General features: G+C 49.7%; 16 protein-coding genes. 8 read left to right on the top strand and 8 right to left on the bottom strand.

The annotated features are described in order from the left end of the window. Nucleotides 1–11 precede the first annotated feature (11 nt). From ACTJJJ_RS07365 to ACTJJJ_RS07355, 3 genes are all read right to left on the bottom strand, one after another. Nucleotides 12–617, bottom strand: a complete 606-nt coding sequence (locus tag ACTJJJ_RS07365) for a hypothetical protein (RefSeq protein ID WP_426294262.1) — start codon at nt 615–617, stop codon at nt 12–14. Between the two features lie 19 nt (nt 618–636). Further along, the gene (locus ACTJJJ_RS07360; protein ID WP_426294263.1) at nt 637–1761 is read right to left on the bottom strand and encodes a caspase family protein; all 1125 of its coding nucleotides are present in this window, start codon (nt 1759–1761) and stop codon (nt 637–639) included. 217 nt (nt 1762–1978) lie between these two features. Continuing rightward, nucleotides 1979–2869, bottom strand: a complete 891-nt coding sequence (locus ACTJJJ_RS07355; protein ID WP_426294264.1) for a GNAT family N-acetyltransferase — start codon at nt 2867–2869, stop codon at nt 1979–1981. Between the two features lie 285 nt (nt 2870–3154). Here ACTJJJ_RS07355 and ACTJJJ_RS07350 point away from each other — a divergent pair, with 285 nt between their 5' ends. Then, nucleotides 3155–3862 carry a hypothetical protein gene (locus tag ACTJJJ_RS07350; RefSeq protein ID WP_426294265.1) on the top strand — a complete coding sequence of 236 codons (708 nt, stop codon included), beginning with the start codon at nt 3155–3157 and terminating at the stop codon, nt 3860–3862. Between the two features lie 70 nt (nt 3863–3932). Here ACTJJJ_RS07350 and ACTJJJ_RS07345 read toward each other — a convergent pair whose 3' ends face one another. Together ACTJJJ_RS07345 and ACTJJJ_RS07340 are read right to left on the bottom strand one after the other, a co-directional pair. Beyond that, a complete protein-coding gene (locus ACTJJJ_RS07345) occupies nt 3933–4355 on the bottom strand; it encodes an FKBP-type peptidyl-prolyl cis-trans isomerase (RefSeq protein WP_188929141.1) in 423 nt (140 codons plus the stop codon). Nucleotides 4356–4694: 339 nt separating this feature from the next. Further along, nucleotides 4695–5639, bottom strand: a complete 945-nt coding sequence (locus tag ACTJJJ_RS07340; RefSeq protein ID WP_188929143.1) for an alpha/beta fold hydrolase — start codon at nt 5637–5639, stop codon at nt 4695–4697. Nucleotides 5640–5843: 204 nt separating this feature from the next. On the opposite strand from ACTJJJ_RS07340, the gene ACTJJJ_RS07335 reads away from it, so the two are divergent. The 7 genes from ACTJJJ_RS07335 to ACTJJJ_RS07305 are packed head-to-tail and all read left to right on the top strand — an operon-like array spanning nt 5844 to nt 12735. Next, entirely contained in the window at nt 5844–6227 is a 384-nt protein-coding gene (locus ACTJJJ_RS07335) for an S-adenosylmethionine decarboxylase family protein (protein ID WP_229221383.1), read from the top strand. A gap of 3 nt (nt 6228–6230) precedes the next feature. Continuing rightward, nucleotides 6231–8114: a DUF4178 domain-containing protein gene (locus ACTJJJ_RS07330; RefSeq protein ID WP_426294266.1), complete on the top strand. Its 1884-nt coding sequence runs from the start codon at nt 6231–6233 to the stop codon at nt 8112–8114. 7 nt (nt 8115–8121) lie between these two features. Then, nucleotides 8122–8304: a hypothetical protein gene (locus ACTJJJ_RS07325; protein ID WP_426294267.1), complete on the top strand. Its 183-nt coding sequence runs from the start codon at nt 8122–8124 to the stop codon at nt 8302–8304. A gap of 26 nt (nt 8305–8330) precedes the next feature. Next, nucleotides 8331–8537 (top strand): DUF350 domain-containing protein, encoded by a 207-nt coding sequence (locus tag ACTJJJ_RS07320; protein ID WP_188929147.1) that lies wholly within the window; start codon nt 8331–8333, stop codon nt 8535–8537. Continuing rightward, entirely contained in the window at nt 8538–10070 is a 1533-nt protein-coding gene (locus ACTJJJ_RS07315; RefSeq protein WP_440701689.1) for a polyamine aminopropyltransferase, read from the top strand. Continuing rightward, nucleotides 10067–11680 carry an FAD-dependent oxidoreductase gene (locus tag ACTJJJ_RS07310; RefSeq protein ID WP_426294269.1) on the top strand — a complete coding sequence of 538 codons (1614 nt, stop codon included), beginning with the start codon at nt 10067–10069 and terminating at the stop codon, nt 11678–11680. The genes ACTJJJ_RS07315 and ACTJJJ_RS07310 overlap by 4 nt, the downstream gene beginning before the upstream one ends. A gap of 5 nt (nt 11681–11685) precedes the next feature. Then, nucleotides 11686–12735 (top strand): hypothetical protein, encoded by a 1050-nt coding sequence (locus ACTJJJ_RS07305; protein ID WP_426294270.1) that lies wholly within the window; start codon nt 11686–11688, stop codon nt 12733–12735. Here ACTJJJ_RS07305 and ACTJJJ_RS07300 read toward each other — a convergent pair. Genes ACTJJJ_RS07300 through ACTJJJ_RS07290 form a run of 3 tightly spaced genes read right to left on the bottom strand, consistent with a single transcriptional unit; the run spans nt 12732 to nt 18344 of the window. Further along, nucleotides 12732–15836, bottom strand: a complete 3105-nt coding sequence (locus tag ACTJJJ_RS07300) for a T9SS type A sorting domain-containing protein (protein ID WP_426294271.1) — start codon at nt 15834–15836, stop codon at nt 12732–12734. The genes ACTJJJ_RS07305 and ACTJJJ_RS07300 overlap by 4 nt on opposite strands. 28 nt (nt 15837–15864) lie before the next feature. Beyond that, complete coding sequence (locus ACTJJJ_RS07295) at nt 15865–16626, bottom strand: LytR/AlgR family response regulator transcription factor (RefSeq protein ID WP_426294272.1); 762 nt, start codon at nt 16624–16626, stop codon at nt 15865–15867. Further along, the gene (locus tag ACTJJJ_RS07290; protein ID WP_188929157.1) at nt 16614–18344 is read right to left on the bottom strand and encodes a sensor histidine kinase; all 1731 of its coding nucleotides are present in this window, start codon (nt 18342–18344) and stop codon (nt 16614–16616) included. Before ACTJJJ_RS07290 ends, ACTJJJ_RS07295 begins: the two co-directional genes overlap by 13 nt. Between the last annotated feature and the right edge of the window lie 193 nt (nt 18345–18537).

The following is an 18537-nucleotide window of genomic DNA, read 5'->3' as shown; positions in this document are numbered from 1 at the left end:
AATGGCGCGGTTCAAAAGCCCGGGATCGGGACGGTATCCTTGACGGTAATATCGCCGAAAAAAATTTTCAGGTCTTCCCTGCCCGCCTGCGCGTATACGGCCGCGCTCTGCGCTGTCACACGGATATCCTTCCGGTCGCGACTGCCGTAGACGAGATTACCTTTCTTGTCCATCCCTTTGAACTGCTGGTAATAGGTAGCGATGGCGTGGTAGTCTCCACCGGTCCCTTTCTCGAATTCTGAAACGACGGAAGCGTCGTATGAGGTAATTTCCACCTTGTCGAACTTTACATTCATCAGGTTTTTGAAATAAATCTTCACCGGGACGGACGATACAGTGCCATTCCTGCGCGATACCTGTACACGCGGCGGCTGTCTTTTGCCATTCTCTAAATGATCTTTTTCGAACAGACCGACGGCCAGCTCCACCGCCTGCTCGCGTTGTTCAATGGAATTGCTTTTATCGGCAATCAGGGAAATGTAAAGTTGCAGGTCGTTTACGCGTTGCCCGGTTAGCTTGCCGAACTCCATCAGTCTTTTATTGTCCATAACGGGTTGGGCGCACAGCCGCCCGAGGCCGAAAGCGAGGGCGAATAGGGCAGTGAAATATCTGGTCATGTCAGGTCGGTATGATGGCTTACTGCGCTCTGCGGATTTCCTGCAACGTAACGGTGTCGTAGGTGCATCCGTTTCCGAGCGACGAAAGCCGCTCTACGAAGTTGAACTCGTCGATCAGCGGCGCTGTGTTGATGATCCTTTTGAGAAAATGGTCGATCGGATGCGTTTCCACGGGCTTTTCGGGGTCGTTCACATAAATACTCACCTTCGCCGACGGTCCGAAAAAGCCCTTTTGACCCAATTTGCTGAGTCGGCTGCGGTCGGCAAAACTCAATTTTTCATCGGCAAGCACGTTCAGGAATTTGTTGATTTCCATAAAGCTGGCTTCCGGGCAGGGCAATGATGTTTTCGGAATGCTGCTAATCCACTGCGAATGATGTTTCAAGGAATCAGGTAAGCTTTTCAGACTTGCCTGCAAGCGGTTTTCCGCATCGGCGAGCAGCGTTTCCCACGAAACATGCGTGTTATGGCCCTCCGCGTAGGCGAGCGCCTGAATCCAGGTATTACTGTAAAAACTACCTTCATTGGGGTGAGCGGTAGCCTTTTCGCCCTTCCTGGCGCTGCTGATCAGCAGGTCGCCGTTCGCTTCCAGGAAGAGCTTACGGGCGATCTGGGTATCGTCGGTCACTCTGATTCCTCTCACAACAGGCCGTGCCGTGCGCATGGTGCGGGTGCCTGCGAGCAGGTTATTGCAGCAGTCGCCCAGCGTTAAACAAAAACGCGGCTTCTTTTCTTTCAGCAGCCGGTGAACGGTTTCCAGTTCAAGGTTTTCATCTTTAAGATAAAGAATAGGGAAATTGCTTTTTTCGGCATTTGTATTGATTCCGTGGCCGGTATAGTAAAAGAAAATAATGTCTTCCGGCTTGCATTGTATTTTGGAAATAGCCTCCTGAATACCGCCTTTTCCGAATTTATCCTGATTACAAGTGATTTCCCGGTAATTATATTCGATTTTTTTAGAGATGTGCCGCAGCGTGCCTGACATTTCTTCAAGGTCCTTTTCACAACTCGCTCCCAGCGACGGGTCTTTGGTGTCGGCCACAAGTATGGCGTAAAAAGATTGTGCATTGCACAACTGGCTGATCGTCAACATTATCATCGCCAGCCGGATCACTCGTGCCTTGATTTTCGGGAGAGATATCATGCTAATGACGTTTCGGGTATTACAGTAACGTAGGGCATAAGCTATGTTATGAGCAGTCGATCAAACTAATTTGAAGCTAACAAATAAACAGGGATTTGATTAAATTAAATGAATCACTGCAAGTATTTTTTGTGCTGCGCATCGGCGGTTCAAAGGATCGAACGGAAGGTGATAATTAACGCAGATACTTAAATGACTTATTGGAACAGTCGTATTCCTAACCCTTTTCCGGACCAGAACTGGCCCAGATCAATTCCGGGGAATCATTTAATTTCTTACCCCTGTACATTCTGATAAACCGCCTTTGTTCTTCCAGGCCATTGGACCTGGCCCAGCGCAATGCGGCCTTATTTGGAACAGGGATATCTGCAAAAACGGGCATCCCGTTGAAATGGTGCAGCATCACGTCGCTGATCTGGCGGCCAGCCTCCGGTGTAGAGGCGATGACCGGACCGAGCTGTACGGCATTACGGCCCTTGCGGGAGCATGCATAGGCGAGGCCGTCTTCAAACATAGAATAGTAGCACGCACTGGACCGTAGCAATGCATGCAGGAATACCTCGCGGTGGGTATCGGTAATGCGCAGGTCGAGGTCGAGAATCGGAGAGGCGGGCGTATCCAATGTCCAGGGCATCGCTTCTTCGTCGATCTTGTCGGGCATTTTGGCGACCCCTTTCATTCTTACCACTTCATATTCTTCCTGAAATCCCAGTTTTTCATAAAGTCCTTTTCCGAAAACGGTGGCGTCCAGACGCAGTGTTTCAATTCCCAGATTGTCCAAATGGCCGATCGCGTGCTCCATCAGCTTTTTGCCGATGCCCTGGTTTCGCGCAGAGACGTCGACAAGGACCATGGCAATCCAGGCAACCCGCCCGAAAATGTAGGTCGTAACGGTGCCGGCCGGCGTTCCGGCGACCGGCGCTCCGGCGACCGGCGTTCCGGCGACCGGCGTTCCGGCCCGCGTGGCGACAAAACATCCCTCGGGATGCAGCGCCATTGCCCGATGCCAGTCCGCTTCCAGCTGGTTCCAGCCTGCTTGCTGCACTAGTTGCATTCCGAACGGCACGTCGGTAAGCTGCATTTGTCTGATGGTAACCGGATTTTCCAATGATTCTCGTGTTATGCTGTCCTTCGGGTCGATATTTGATTAAAATCTAATCACTTTCAACGGGTCTTCCAAATCCCCCGGAAGGCACTAGCCGTTTGATAGTACATTCCCATCGGTTGGTCAATAAGCGGGAGTTATGATAGGGTTTCATCGAAGAAATAATATAAGCTACGCCGTTCATTGTCAGGCGGGCCGAGCCGGGTGCGAATAACTTTCGTGAGGGTATTCCAACCAAATCAACCGGGTTTTGCGTCACTTAGCTGATTTAAAACCAAATAACAGCTCATGAAAAAGTTCGCTTTAATGCTAGGGTTGCCGTTCCTGTTTCTTTCCTGCAATGACGATGACGGCGCCGTGGTACTGCCTCCGAAGATGGAGCTCAACGATCAGTTTAACAGTGACAAACAGGGATGGACGGCAGGCTTTTCTGACTATCCCGTGAAGATGGATTCGGACTGGAAGCTCGAAGAAGGTATTGCCAGTTTGCCTGCACCGCTGGATACCCAGAAAAAAGGTTTCCGCATTTCGGGCAACAATCACAGCGACGACCTGTTCATGTATTTCAAAAAGAAAATGACAGGCCTGAAACCAAACCAGGAATACAATGCAGCATTTACGCTGGAATTCGCCTCGGATGCGCCTTCGGACGGCTGGTTGGGCGTAGGCGGAGCTCCTAATGCGGTGAGCGTCGGCATTGGCGCGGTCCCCATTGAGCCCAAAACGACGGTCGATAACCTGGACCATTACCGGATGAACATCGACAAGATCCAGCAGAAAAATGATGGCAAGGACATGAAGGTGATTGGCGATATTGGTAACGGAACCGACAAAGTAGGCTATAAGCTGCTCACGAAAACGGGCGAGTTCAAAGGCAAAACCGATGCAAACGGGAATCTGTGGCTGATTTTTGGTACCGATTCCGGCTTTGAAGCGACTACCACGTTGTACTACACTTCCGTGAAAGTGAAACTGACGGAAACGACGACGAAGTAGCATTCATTTTATCCAAAGTTCAGAGAGGAGGCAGCTATTCAGGTAGATGCCTCCTCTCGTTTACAGGTCCTTACAGTATTTTGTGCAGGATCATTTTGATCACCAATGTTGAATCGGGATGGACGTTGGGCGGGTAACCTGTCCTCTTTACCAGGTAGGGGGGCGCGACGATCTTTTTAATTTCCCCTTCCCGCATCCCGACGAGCGCCTCGTCGACTGCCTTCGTAGCCTGGTTGCCGCCAATCAGCACCTTCACGGGTGTAGAGCTGTTTTCATTGGAATACAATACTTCCCCGTTACGGTAGCTCGTCGTTTCAAAAAGCAGGATCTGCTGGCCGGTTCTCGCCTTCGGGCCGTGGCCTTTCTTTAACAGGGTATATTGAAGGCCGGATGGCGATTGTTTCATTTTACCGGTGGAGCAGGAAATCAGCAGGATCGCCAGCGAGAAGAGCTTAACTGTTTTGGCCAATGGAAATGGGTAGGATCTATACATATTGTGATTGTTTTACAGCGTTCAAATTGAGCTGTTGCGCTACCTAGTTCGAATATTTGACAGCCCGCACATACAATCCAAAGTCCTTCCCAAGTCCGCAGCGCATGTGCGTGCGATCGACTACGTGTAGCCCGCGACCCCAAAGAACAGGCCCTGGTTTTCCATTGGCATCTTTATGGATTTCGTCAGTGGCTTCGTCTCCGACTATTCTGCTTCAAACATATTGGTTAGGTGATTGCCTGTTCGTACAGTGGTTGTAAAAGTTTGTAAAGCACTTGTAAAAGTTAACAGTCAGGTTTATTTGGTTTAGGTTAAGAGAGGTAATGTGTTATTTGTGAATCAATTGTCAGACGACTTTAACCATTTCTTGATTGCTTCAAGAAATTTCACCTGCTGATCGATAAAGACTGTATGCGAGCAGTTATCAAGATAATTTAACCGTTTCGTGCCTGTAATCCTTTGCAAATCGACGATTTGTTCTTTCGAATAAAGGCCGTCTTGCTTGCCGTAAATCGCGTAAATAGGTATTTGGGCTTGTGCAAGTTTCTGCAATACGGGAGTTGTATCGATGTTTTTCCGCTGTTCATTTTTCCAGAGCATTTCAACCGCGCGGTCATTTTTGATGTAACGAGTAATCAATGTATCTGTTTTGTAAGTCGAATAGAGGCGCAGCGCCTCAGGGTCGGGATTTTGCAGACTAAAAAAGCCATTTCTGGAAGCATGTGCGAAAACTTCGGTCCGGTAGACAAGGGAATTGGTGTCCAGTGCCCTGATTTTCTCTAATGCACGGAGATTAGCCGTTTCATTATGGATTTGGTAAATGTGCCCCACTGCGTTGAGAATGGTGTTGTAGGAGGCTTGCTGGGAAATCAATGCGCTCGCAAGGATGATGGATTTGACTTTCTCTGGGTATTTTTGAGCAAAAAGGGTAGTAACAAGCCCACCAAAACTGAATCCGATCAAGTGGGCACGTGTAAGTTGATACTTTTGATAAATGCGGTTTAGATCTTCGAAGAACTCTTCATAATTCATTCGAGCAGTGCTGTCTGCGGACCTTCCTTCACCTCGCCGGTCGTAAATCACTACATAAAATCCTTCATTAGCTAACTTTTGAGCAGTAGTAGCCTCAAAATAGACAGAACTGCTTCCCGGGCCACCATGGAGGAATATGATCGGTTCATCGCTTGCTATCCCAAAGCTTTTGGAATAGAGATATTGTCCCTTGGCTGAAAAAGTAAGTAGAGACGCTATTACAGCGATAAACAGTCTTATTAGTAAACGCATATAGTTAAAAAATGGTAAAGTTAAGGTATCCGGAGATGCAAGTAGCCCAATTTCTATACTGATTTATCCATTCCAATATCTTCGCTAATATATGGCGTTAGGCATCGCCGCGCCGCCATTTTATCCCATTATGTACCCGATAGTTTCGCACAAGCGACCATTTAAATAAATTACGCCTTGTGCATTGGCGGGTTTTTTATAAAATTGCCTACTATCATAGACCTGACGCTATTGGAAACTTATACTCCCGGACTCCATCTTATAGCCACGCTTCATTCGGACAAAACGGCCCTACTGGACGAGCATACTGGTTTTAAGGCTCTGGCCGACGATCTTACCGGTGCATTTGACCTCCAGAAACTGGGCGAAGTTTACCACGATTTCAAACCAGGCGGTTTCACGGGCATTATTTGTCTGAGCGAGAGCCATCTTTCGGTGCATACCTGGCCGGAGTTTAACAAAGTCAACCTGGATATTTACCTCAGCAATTTCCAGCGCGTCAATAACGGCACGGTGCGTGCTATTTTCGACCACATTACAGCCTATTTTGAAGCAAAAGTGGTTTCTGAACATCAAATCATTCGATAAGCGATGGGAATTAGCAAACTTGCAACTTGTCCATCCTGCGGCAAACCTGTGTATTTTCAGGGTGCCAACAATGTGGCCGGCTGTGGCTGCGAGAAAGTGTGGTATCGCTCGGGTGATGAGCTGAAAGAAGTGAAAATGGAGCTGGTTCGTGGTTCGTCGGATATTATCCAGCCTGGTACCAGCGGAAGCTGGAAGGCGATCGCGTTTATCGTTACCGGTAGGCTGCGGGTGCTCTTCGAAGATCAGGCTTATAATTACTGGACGCTCGATTGTAACGATGGCTTCACCCGCCATTTGGCAGAAGGCTATGGAATGTATACGATCTGCGAGGCGCTGCCATTCAAGGATGCGACGATCGCCCGGAAGTTCAAGGCCGACGCACAAGGGCTGACCCTGCCCGATGATCGCGAGTTTTCGGTCACGGCCCGTAACGAAAGCCGCCTGATAGAGGTAGAAGGCAATGTATTTGTGCAAGGCCTGCCGGATCGGTTCAACAGCATCGAAGCGGTTACTGACGCTGAACGCGTGGAGCTGGTAGCTTACAGCGAAACCGTCGCGGTGGCATTTGCCTGCTATGAAGTGGAACCTGAACTGCTTTTTCTTAGCAATGTGCGGGAAGCTGAGCCGGAGGCGAAGCTATTTACCTGCCGCAATTGCCATGCAGAAAACCACATACTGACTTATCCATACAGCCAGAGCTGGGTTTGCGCCAAATGCGAAACCCGGCACTCGTACACGGGCGGGCAATTGGCGACACACGGCGGCCAGCACACGCATGATCAGGAATTTTGCTTTGATATCGGCGAGCGGATTTCGCTCGAAGGTGGTGATTACCAGGTGGTGGGACTTGCTTATAAGTACGACACCGATTCGCGCACCGATTACTGGCACGAATATACGCTTTACAGCAGGTTGCATGGGTTTATGTTCCTTACCGAGTCAGACGGGCATTGGACCTCCCTGAAAGAAACGCGGCATACCCCGAGGCCGGGTGATTCCCGCCTGCACCGTATTGCGTTTGATAATCAGCAATTCAGGCGATACTCCAAATACCACTACCGCATGCTGTATGCGTTGGGCGAATTTCCCGGCGATGTGTTTTCGAGGCATGAGGACATAGAATCAATGGACTATATCGCTCCGCCGGAGATACTGAGCGTGGAGAAGGACCACAAGAAACGGCTGACCTGGTTCCGGGGTAAATATGTGCCGCGCGCGGTGATTGCCGCACAAACCCATAACCTGCTTCCGCAGACGGTGGGCATTGCGCCTGCACAGCCACCGAGGGTCAACGTAAGTACGGAAACGATTGTGAAATCGGGCGGCATCGCTTTACTGCTCGCCATGCTGGTCCAGATCCTGACGGGCAGTATGCACAGCAATCGGGTGATTTTTGATTCGAACTACAATTTTTCAGATTCGCTTAATACACAGCTTTTCATTTCTGAAAAGTTCGAGCTGGAAAAGCAGAGCAGTAATTTGGAACTGGATTTCAAGGCACCTCTGGAAAATACCTGGTTAGAGCTGGGCGTAACACTCGTCAATGCGGTGAATGGCAGTGAGTACAGCGCCGAACAGGGGATCGAGTTTTATTCCGGCTATGAAGACGGCGAACGCTGGACGGAAGGAGATCGGGAAGAAACCATCCATTTCACCAAAATACCTGCCGGAACTTACTTTCTGCAAATGACCGCCAGCCGGGACTCGAATATGTACACCCGCGCTGGTATATTCACGACAAAGCTCGTGTATGACGCCACCACTTACAGGAATATCTGGATCGTCGTGATACTGATTCTTCTGGGGCCGCTGGTAATGGGCATCATGCGGTATTACACCGAAAATGCGCGCTGGGGAAACAGCGAGTTTGCCAATTCATCAAAATAGAACGAGCATGAAAGAAACTTTGAAGGAACTCCTGCCCATGAAATGGTACTTTGTGTACGTGGCGGCACTGCTGGCCTGGCTGGCGTATGCCAACCTTGTGGGTGACCGGATTTTGTCGTTTGGAAATCAGGAGCAATGGAGCTCCGGCGGGAGCAGCTCGCATAGAAGCGGCATCATGCACCATAAATAGTCATTAAAAAACCTAAACATATATCGATGCAACAATACATCATCAGTTCGCTCGTGTACTCGGGCATTGGGATATTGGTCCTGTTTATCACGTTTGCGGCCTTTGAAATACTCACACCGAAGCACAACCTGCGTCGTGAGATCATGGAAAACAAGAACGTGGCCCTGGCCATATTCGCCGGCTTTTTCATGCTCGCGATCGCCATTATCATCGCGTCGGCAATTCACGGGTAGATGAAAAACACGGCAGGCAGGAATAGTGCGCAGTGGGTGTTGCTCGTGGCGGTGTTCATCATCGCCACCTGCGGGTTGATCTACGAGCTGGTTGCGGGTACGCTGGCCAGTTACCTCCTGGGCGACAGCGTCACGCAGTTCAGTATCATCATCGGCGTGTACCTTTTTTCAATGGGGATCGGCTCGTACCTCTCGCGGTTTTTCAATGATCACCTGCTCGAATGGTTTATCAGGATAGAGCTGCTGGTGGGGCTGGTGGGCGGTTTTAGCGCGACCCTGCTGTTTTTAGTATTCCCGCTCGCAGTCAGCTTTCAGCCCGTGTTGTATGCGCTGGTGGGGGTTACCGGCACTCTGGTCGGGATTGAAATACCCCTTTTGCTGCGGATTTTAAAGGATAAGGTCGAGTTTGCTGAGCTGGTGAGCCGGGTTTTTACTTATGATTACATCGGTGCATTGCTGGCGTCGCTAATCTTTCCGTTGGTTTTTGTGCCGTACCTCGGACTGATCCGGACGAGTTTGTTCTTTGGTTTACTGAATGTGGGCGTAGGATTGTACCTCTGCCGCTACTTCGCAGGCGAAGTCCGGGGCGTGAGGGTGATCCGTTTCGGGGGCGTCATGATCCTGATCGCTGAGGTGGCGGCATTCATTTTCTCGGAGCAGATCATGAGTTTCAGCGAAACGCTCGCCTACAATGATCACGTCGTTTATTCCACCTCTACACCTTACCAGCGGATCGTGATTACCAAGAACAGGCACGACCTCCGGCTTTACCTGAACAACAACCTGCAATTCAGCTCGGCGGATGAATACCGGTACCACGAGGCGCTCGTGCATCCGGCCATGGGAGCGTCGGGGATGCCGCGCAATGTGCTCATTCTGGGCGGGGGTGACGGGCTGGCGGCACGGGAGATATTGAAATACAAATCAGTTAAAAACATACAGCTGGTAGACCTCGATCCGGTGATGACTAAACTGTTCACGGATCAGGATATTCTTTCGGAAATTAATAAGCATTCATTGAAAGACCCGCGGGTCACCGTTACCAATGCGGATGCATTTATCTGGTTAAAAGAGAATAAAAAGCAGTTCGATTGTGTCGTCATAGACTTTCCGGACCCTTCCGGGTTTTCTGTCGGTAAGTTGTATACGACCGCTTTCTACCGGCTTTTAAAAACGGCAATGACGCCGCATGCTGTCGCCGTGGTACAAAGTACATCGCCCTTTGTGGCGCCAAAGAGCTTTTGGTGTGTCAACGAAACACTCAAAGCGTCCGGATTTCAGACCATTCCTTACCATAACTATGTGCCGTCGTTTGGCGAATGGGGTTATATAATGGCCTGTGTTCCTGATGATTTTCATCTTCCGGTCACATTCCCCATCGAGAAAAAGTACATTAGTGCGGCTGTGATGGAGCAAATGCTGCAATTCCCGGACGATATGCTCGCGCACGAGCCCCTCGAAGTGAACAAGCTGAATAACCAGGCGCTGGTAAATTATTTTGAAAAGGAGTGGGGTAAATACCTGGAACAATGAAAAGGGGCGAATTTATCAGACTGACCACGGGAATGGCTGCCTCCGCTCCGCTCTTGCACGCCTGCGAGGGGAAAAAGGCCGGTGCTGCAACTGCCATTCCTGGGAAGATCGTGGGGGCGTCGGCTGCGGCCGGGCATTTGCTCCGCGACCGTGCATTCAATGCTCCTGGCGAATTTGAACCGAAGGAAGTCGTGATCATCGGCGCGGGCGTGAGTGGATTATCGGCGGCAAGGTACCTGATGCAGCACGGGGTAAGCGACATGGTTGTACTGGATCTGGAAGGGCAGCCCGGCGGTAATGCGGCTTCGGGCGGTAATGCATTTTCAAAATATCCATGGGGAGCGCATTATGTGCCGGTCCCGAATAATAATTTGACTGAATACCTCTCATTTTTGGAAGAGGCCAAAGTGATAACCGGCTATGATGGTGCAGGTTTGCCGGTGTATGATGAGTTTTACCTGTGCCATGATCCAGAAGAACGGTTATATATCAATGGGCACTGGCAGGAGGGACTGATACCGAATTTCGGTCTGAATGCAGCGCAATTAGCGGAGTTCAGGCAGTTTTTTACACTAATTAATCATTACAAAAACCTGAAAGGCGCAGACGGGCTGGATGCGTTCAGTATTCCGGCGGACATGTCGAGCCGTGACGAATCGCTGCGTGCACTCGATCGCATGACGATGAAAGAATGGATGGACAGTCGCCATCTTACAGGTGAATACATACGCTGGTATGTCGATTACTGCACTCGTGATGATTTTGGCACGCCTTTAGACCTGGTGAGTGCCTGGGCGGGCATCCATTACTTCGCTTCGCGAAAAGGGAAGGCCGCTAATGCAGCATATAACGACGTGCTTACGTGGGAGCACGGAAACGGTTTTCTGATCGACGCGCTACGCAAGGACCTCGATGGGAGGGTAGTAACCGGCGCATTGGCGACTTCCGTAAAAGTGGGCCCGGAGGGTGTAAAAATCGGCTATCTCGATGTTGCCACCCGGCAGGTTAAGGGCCTCGAAGCCAGGCATTGCATTATGGCGGTACCGCAGTTTGTAGCCGCACGCCTTCTGGGAGACACAGAGCGAGGGAAGACGGTAACCGGGCATTTTCATTATACACCGTGGATGGTGGCTAACCTGACCGTGAAGGACCTGCACGAACGGGCCGGGCAACCTGCCAGCTGGGACAATGTGATTTACGGAAGCCCTTCGCTGGGTTATGTGGACGCCACGCACCAACAGGTACAACAGCAAAAAGACCGGCGCAATCTTACTTATTATCTCCCGCTCACCTACGCGCCGCCCGGGATCGCACGAAAGGAAGCCTACCACGCGGAACATGCATTTTGGTCAGAGAAAGTGCTTTCCGACCTGCAACGCGTACATCCCGATATCCGCGAGCAAACCGAGCGTATCGATATCATGCTTTGGGGCCACGCCATGGTGCAGCCGCGTCCGGGAATGATCCACGGCGATCAGCGGCAAGCCCTTTCGGAGAGTATCGGCACAGGGATTCATTTCGCGCATACCGACCTGGCCGGCGTGAGCATATTTGAAGAAGGCTTCTACCAGGGCCTTAAAGCCGCGAAAAAGATCCTGCAACAAACCTGACCGCCATGGAAAATAAGCAGCCATGGCTGGGCAAGCCGCTGACCGACATTGTTTTCATCCTGGCTCCGCCGTTTCTGAGTTTGCTGGTGGTGATTTGCTTTCCCGAAATTTTCCAGGACAATACCCATATGCCCGACGCCTGGTGGGTCGTATTGATATTGCTCATCGACGTCGCACACGTATACAGCACGCTCTATCGCACGTACCTGAACAGGCAGCTCTACAACCGTTTCAAGCCGTTGCTGATCGGTATACCGGTATTGGCGCTGGTGCTGGGTTCGGGTATTTACCTGGTAAGCGGGCTTTGGTTCTGGCGCATCCTGGCCTACCTGGCGGTTTACCATTTTGTTCGCCAGCAATACGGGTTTCTGCGCCTGTACAGCCGTTTCGAGCGTACGCCCGGCTGGTACCGGCAGGTAGACCAGTTCGTGGTTTACTATGCGACAATTTACCCGTTGCTCTACTGGCACCTGCACGGCGGCCGGAATTTCAACTGGTTTATCGAAAACGAATTCTTGATTTCCTCCTCGCAACCGGCGCTGAGCGTCGCTTCCGCATTGTATTGGATGATGTTGGCTGCTTATGCATGCAAGGAAATACACTACTGGTGGCATTTTAAAAGCCTTAATATCCCGCGCATTGCCGTCATTACAGGCACTTTGGTGTCGTGGTACTTTGGTATTGTGTATTTCAACGGCGACCTGGCATTTACGCTGCTGAACGTCGTCAGTCACGGCGTTCCCTATATGGCGCTCATCTGGATATTCGGGCAGAAGGAGGCTGCACGGCCGGGATCGGGGAGGTGGTTGCCGCTTTTCTTCGGACGATACGGGATGGTACTCTTTCTCGGGCTGATCTTCCTGCTGGCCTGGTTTGAAGAAGGCCTTTGGGATTGGACCGTCTGGAAAGAGCACCGCAGTCTTTTTTCCTTATTCCATCAATTCCCGATAGCATTCGGCAAACCGGCCCTGGCATTGATCGTACCACTGCTGGCCGTTCCGCAAATTACCCATTACGTGATCGACGGTTTTATCTGGAAGAAGGGGCAGCATTAGAGCTTCACGATTTTCTTGACAACACGCCCGTTCGTGCCTGAATAAATGAGCATGTATTCGCCAGCGGGCAGCTTGCTCACGTCAAGCCTTTTGCTTTTTCCTACGGCGGTTTTTAGCTGTTCATAACCTTTCGGATCCAGGATCCTGATCACCCCGCCTTCTTTCAAATCGATATTAAGTTCGTGTACGACCGGGTTAGGGTAGGCATTGAGCAGCACATCGTCGGGCAGATTACCACCGCGGCCGGGCATTTCGGGCCGGATAACCACGAGCTCGTCACCATTGTCGGGAGTGAGGGACATCTCGTCCATTTTCCAAACTTGCAGGCCTTTCAAGTACGTAAATGCCACTGCGAACACGCTTCCCCTATAATGGAAGACTTCCTGTAAGGTGATACCCTCGGCGCCCCTGACGATTTCGGGATAATGAAACAGCGAATCGCGGTCGAACCTGGCAAGTTCAAATCCGGTGGTTGCCGTGTAGAAGGGCGTGTAATTCGGGTCGGGCCCGCCACCGAAATCATACCAACCTGGCACTTCATATTTTTTAACCGGGGTATTGCCTTCTACCGAATACACGGTGGTGGGGGTAGTGGTGCCGCTTTGGTCGTATGCCAAAGCAAGGTCTCCGTCCAAAATTCTGGTCACGACAAAGCCCACCGGGAAATCCACGCGTTTTTCTTTGGCCAAATCCCACAGGATCTGATGCGGGTTATTTCCTATCTCACCGAATAGCAGCCGGTCGCCAGTCCCGGCCGTAGCGAACTCGACCGGCTGGTCTTTGAAAAGCTCCGAAATTTTGCCGCGTTTCAGGTCATATATATAAATTGAATTGCCTGTATTACCTTTTGCTTTGATCAGAATGCCCTGCGGAATCACAACCATATATTCAACATCCCCAGTGACTTCCCGGCTGATAACGGCGTCGTTGTGCACGATCACCACCTGCCGGGCGCTCCGAAGGATTGCTGTACTACCCGTGAAGGGATCGATGGGTTGGACATTGGTAAACTCACCGAGCAGCTCAGCAGTACTTGCCTTGTAAATTTTGACGTCGGGCCCGCTCATCGTACCGGCGATCAGACAGTCGCCGTTACGGAAAAGGTAAGTCATAGGACCGGTGTAAAGGCGGTTGACCTTGTCCGAACCGGCGTCGGTATAGCATACATCATGGAGGTGCCCGCTGCTGTTGCGCAGCATATAGACGATCCGGTTGTCGTAAATAATGTGGTTTACAGCATCTTCACCACCCTTGTTCAGCTCGATCAGTTTCAACTCGCCGTCCTGGAATTTGTAAACCATGTCATGGCTTATCCCGTTTTGGATCGAGTAATGGATCATGTAAATATCATTGCCGGTGGTGCGGAATTCGCGCTGTCCGAACCTGGCATTATCGATTTCCCAAACCTTTTCCAGATCGGAAACAAGGCTTACCTTTTTGTCGGCAGCAATGAGATCGAAGACAACCATCCGGTTATTGGTGATCACCTTGTCGACAGACGGCCAGCTTTCGGTAGGGTACAAATAAATTTCGCGGGTTCCGGCCTTGGTACCGTCTGTTTTGAAGATCCTGAGACCTTGCGGACTGGTCGAGGTGAAGACGATCTGGTTTCCAACTCTCATCGAATCCGTGGCCATCTTCCACGATACCACCAGTCCATCGTACGACAATAATTCGGAAGTCGTTTTGCCGTCACTAATCCACAGTTTCCCCGAGCCTTGCTCGTCATTATTAGTCCAGAAAAGCAGCTTGTTATTGAAGATAGTTCTGTAATCAAGGCCTTTTGAGGCATAAATGGGACGGCGGCTTATCAGTGGCAGGCGGAGCGTGGTACCGGTGATATACACATTGTCGGAGAGTTCATATTCTTTATCCGCAACTTTGACTTTTTGAACCCGATAGGGAAGCTGCTCCACGGAAATGGGTTTGTTTTGAGCTACGTCGTAGGTGCATTTGGCGTAGCTGTAACGGAGCTCGAACACATCCCGCGACTGGGGAATAATCTTTATCCCACGCCCGGTGATCTCCCGCGGCAGGCTCGGAGAAATGCGTTTCGTGTTCTTTTTGAAATCAAAAACACCCAGGTATGCCGAATAAATGCTCTCGTAACCAAAAAGAGTCGTGAAAGTCAGTTGGTCGCCTTCAATGACGAAATCGGTATGGAATGGACCCTCACTGGATCCCGTCGGAGTGCCTTCGTACAGCTTACTGGTTACGATGTCGGCGACCGTTTCCCAGTTCTGGCCTGCTATAACTTTGAAAATTTTCAATGTCACGTTATTGTTGAAAAAGCCTCCGTCGTTGATCAGGAAAAGCGCTCCTACCTTGTCCCTTAGCATAAGCGGTGCATGCCCGCGGTTCCAGTCGTACGTTTTGGGGTTCTCTGCCCTGTTAATCGCCGCAACCACCAGTTTTTTTTCCGTATTACCCGCGTCGACGGCGATGTATTCATAACCATTTTGCTTCTCCACGATAATTTCATTGAGTGGCAGTCCAACGTGGCTTGCAAGGGTGCGTACTTCGCTGTCAAATACTTTTAACGTCCATTTTTTCGCCGTCGAATCATGCACGCCATAATAGAGATTCCCACCAGAATACCTGAAAGTGGTTGCATCTTCATTCAGAAAATCGGTTTGCCCGTTTGTATCCAGCCAGGCAAATGCAAACCGTTGTGTATTATTGTTGCGAAAAGCGACGAGCAGCTTTCCCGATACGATGTTGAGGTTCAATGTGCTGTCGGAACGAAACAGTTTTTGTGTGCCCGACGAAGAGCCATCGGTCTTCCAGATTTCATGCCCGTTGGCAACGAAGTACAAAAAGTCCCCGGCCTTTGTGAAATCGGAAGAATAGGAGTTTTCGTAGCCAGGCACAATTTCTTTTAAAAGTTTTGTATTCGCCTTCGTCCCGTCCGAAACCCAAAGTTCATTCCCGGTTGCGGGAGTAAACGAAGAGAAAATCATGCGGTTGCCGATCTGCGATTGGTATACCGGATTAAAAGCCTGTTTATCTTCGCTGTTAACGAATTTCGTAATCTGTTTCTGGGCTAAACAGCATGTAGCCGTCAATAATGCCAGGTGAACGATGTAAATGTATTTTTTCATAGCTAATAGTTGATGATATTATGAATTGTCAGGTAAATATTTCTTTTAAGAGATGTTTTCGCTGTTTGCTGATCATGGCCTGATGATTACCCTCCATTAACAGATATCCGCCGTCTTCCTTTCTGAAAGATACGATCCTGTTTTTATTAATCAAATACGATTGATGTGTTCTCACAAAGCCATAATGTTCAAGAATATTTTCGTATTCTGAAATAGGTTTGCTGACCGTTATTTTTTTGTTTCCTGTTAGATGAAAAGTGGTATAGCTATTATCCGATTTGCAAAAAATAATATCATCTATTAATACATAATGAATTTCATTGGCTTCGGCCAATGCGATTTTTTTCTGTCGCTGGGAAGGCAGGTTTTCGAACGACTGGATCAGCATCGCGATCTGTGCGCTCTGGTCGCGCTCTTTCTTTTTGTCAGTCGCTTTCCTGACGGCTTCTGTAAGCTCGAGGTGGTCGAGCGGTTTGAGCAGATAGTCCGTGGCCGAAAACTTAATAGCCTGAATGCCGTACCGGTCATACGCCGTCGTGAAAATGATACTTCCTTGGTAATGATTGAGTTGTTTCAGCAGATCGAAGCCTGTTTCATTTTGCAAACGGATATCCAGGAACAGGATATCCGTTTGCTGCCTAGCCAAAAATTCGTGCGCCTCGCTCACGTTATGCGCGTAACCCGTCACTTCCACCTGCGGACAATGTGTCTCCAACGCGAGGCGCAGGTTATGGACGGCCTGGATCTCGTCGTCCAGGATAAAGCAGCGGATAGGGTTCAGGTGAGCCATTTCAATAGTCTGATTTCCGTGATAGTCCCGGCACCGGGGCTGGATTTGGTTTGGAGGATAATTTGCATGGCAGGCAACTTCTCGTTGATTAATGCAATGCGTTTACCTGTTAACGAAAGCCCATGTCCGGTTGCTTTTACCGATGCATCAAAGCCAATTCCATTGTCCCCAGTCGCTACAATAAGGTCGGTGGCGTCGCAACGGATGGTAACGGTGAGTGTCGGGTTTCGCACGGTGTCCGCGAGGCCGTGACGGATACTGTTCTCAATAATCGGCTGCAAGAGCAGCGGCGGAAAGTCGATGGAATCGAGGTCGTTCCCGCATTCATTTCGAAAGGAATAGGTAAATGTCTTCCGTTTCTGTTCCAATGCAATATACTTTTCTTCAATACTGATTTCTTCTTTAAGTGAAACCAGCTCTTTCCGGCCGCTATCCATGATCGTCCGCATAAAAGTCGCAACCTCGGTAATGTATTGATTGGCCGCCTCCGGGTCGTTTTGCCGGATCAGCGATTGCACGGCATTGAGTGAATTGAAAAGAAAATGCGGGTTCAATTGCCCGCTAAGCAATTGCAGCTGGTTTTCTATTTCGTTTTTCTTATTGTTAAGACGTACAAGCTGCCTTTTATGGCGTTGTTTTTGAATAAAAATAGCCAGTAGAGCGATGATGATGATACCTAATATCGGCAGTGCGATGTTAACCCAGCCCGCGTGCAGAGGTGTTACGTCGACCGTTACTTCATGAATGCTTTCCGGCTGGTGTTTATACCGGAGGAAAATTTTGACAGTATTACCAGGCTTTGGTTTGTCGAGGTAAATGTAGGTGTAGCCGCTTGTGAATTTTACATTATTTTCGCCCCCGAGTCTTCGCCAGTTCTCAGGCTTCCCGATGGCGTATTCGATCCCGCTGTTCTTCGGCGTCCGACCAAAGAAATTATATTGTTCATGGTTTGAAAACCGCAGCAATGCTGAATGGCCTGCAGCTATTTCGAAATGGTCGGCCTGGGGACCCTGCTTTGTGTAGGCCTTGTTGATTTCGGTGTTTAAAATTTCTTCAAAGCTCTTATCCGACGAAAAATCGACAAAATTGAAATAATCGGGGACACTGCGTACGCGGGTGATTGAGAAATGGTATACGTCTGCCAAGGTATTTTTGTCTCTGAATTCGACGTTCAGCGAATCGTTGAGCCGAAGCTCGAACTTACCAGCATGATAGTGCTCGGCAGGCGTAGTTTTGACGTTATCAGGCTGGTCGCGGAAGGAGTTCAGATCTGCATGGCCAATATAAAAATCCGGGTCGTTTTTAAGTGAAACCACGTTGGTCCAGTCATTATTCAACTTGCCATTCAGCAAAGTCCTGAACTGCAAATCTTTGAAATCAATGTGTGGGATCGAGTCGCCCCTGCGGGCAAGCACCTTGCCGAATGGGTAGAAATCGAGCGAGAAGCCAGCCATTGATATAAAAAACTTCGAGGGATCGACAGTCGAAAGTTCTCTGGTCAAGGTTGCATCTGTGTACAGGAACTGGTTCTCGTGATTAGGCGTGAGGAAGGAAACCTTTTCGGGGCTCGCAGTGACATTTCCGGCCATAGTGAAAATACAGGAATCGCATACAATCCCATTGTGTATCTCTTTAATGGCGAGGATATTATTGGTGCCGTACTGGCCGCGGGTGATCACGGGAATAAAAAGCAATATAAGCAGGGCTAGTGTTTTCATGTTATGAGACGGTCTGGTTATGTCGCAAATACGTGACCGCATCTGACAGCCCGCCAGCTAAAACTGAATATGGCGCTTTTGGATTTGAATTCGGGACATTATCAGGCAAAACCAGAAAGCAAAATGCCTAAATTTGTAACCATGAGATTCGCACCTACACTCTGACACTCCTTACCGTGCAGCCGTTGCACGT

Source organism: Dyadobacter sp. 22481, assembly GCF_052044875.1.
Classification (GTDB): domain Bacteria; phylum Bacteroidota; class Bacteroidia; order Cytophagales; family Spirosomataceae; genus Dyadobacter; species Dyadobacter endophyticus.
This window is presented reverse-complemented; position numbering and strand designations above follow the sequence as displayed.

Excerpts from the sequence above, each read along its gene's own strand:
- ACTJJJ_RS07290 (WP_188929157.1), bottom strand. The coding sequence starts at position 18,344 with ATGAAAACACTAGCCCTGCTTATATTGCTTTTTATTCCCGTGATCACC.
- ACTJJJ_RS07310 (WP_426294269.1), top strand. The coding sequence starts at position 10,067 with ATGAAAAGGGGCGAATTTATCAGACTGACCACGGGAATGGCTGCCTCC.
- ACTJJJ_RS07360 (WP_426294263.1), bottom strand. The coding sequence starts at position 1,761 with ATGATATCTCTCCCGAAAATCAAGGCACGAGTGATCCGGCTGGCGATG.
- ACTJJJ_RS07295 (WP_426294272.1), bottom strand. The coding sequence starts at position 16,626 with ATGGCTCACCTGAACCCTATCCGCTGCTTTATCCTGGACGACGAGATC.
- ACTJJJ_RS07330 (WP_426294266.1), top strand. The coding sequence starts at position 6,231 with ATGGGAATTAGCAAACTTGCAACTTGTCCATCCTGCGGCAAACCTGTG.
- ACTJJJ_RS07300 (WP_426294271.1), bottom strand. The coding sequence starts at position 15,836 with ATGAAAAAATACATTTACATCGTTCACCTGGCATTATTGACGGCTACA.
- ACTJJJ_RS07345 (WP_188929141.1), bottom strand. The coding sequence starts at position 4,355 with ATGTATAGATCCTACCCATTTCCATTGGCCAAAACAGTTAAGCTCTTC.
- ACTJJJ_RS07315 (WP_440701689.1), top strand. The coding sequence starts at position 8,538 with ATGAAAAACACGGCAGGCAGGAATAGTGCGCAGTGGGTGTTGCTCGTG.
- ACTJJJ_RS07365 (WP_426294262.1), bottom strand. The coding sequence starts at position 617 with ATGACCAGATATTTCACTGCCCTATTCGCCCTCGCTTTCGGCCTCGGG.
- ACTJJJ_RS07305 (WP_426294270.1), top strand. The coding sequence starts at position 11,686 with ATGGAAAATAAGCAGCCATGGCTGGGCAAGCCGCTGACCGACATTGTT.
- ACTJJJ_RS07325 (WP_426294267.1), top strand. The coding sequence starts at position 8,122 with ATGAAAGAAACTTTGAAGGAACTCCTGCCCATGAAATGGTACTTTGTG.
- ACTJJJ_RS07340 (WP_188929143.1), bottom strand. The coding sequence starts at position 5,639 with ATGCGTTTACTAATAAGACTGTTTATCGCTGTAATAGCGTCTCTACTT.
- ACTJJJ_RS07350 (WP_426294265.1), top strand. The coding sequence starts at position 3,155 with ATGAAAAAGTTCGCTTTAATGCTAGGGTTGCCGTTCCTGTTTCTTTCC.
- ACTJJJ_RS07320 (WP_188929147.1), top strand. The coding sequence starts at position 8,331 with ATGCAACAATACATCATCAGTTCGCTCGTGTACTCGGGCATTGGGATA.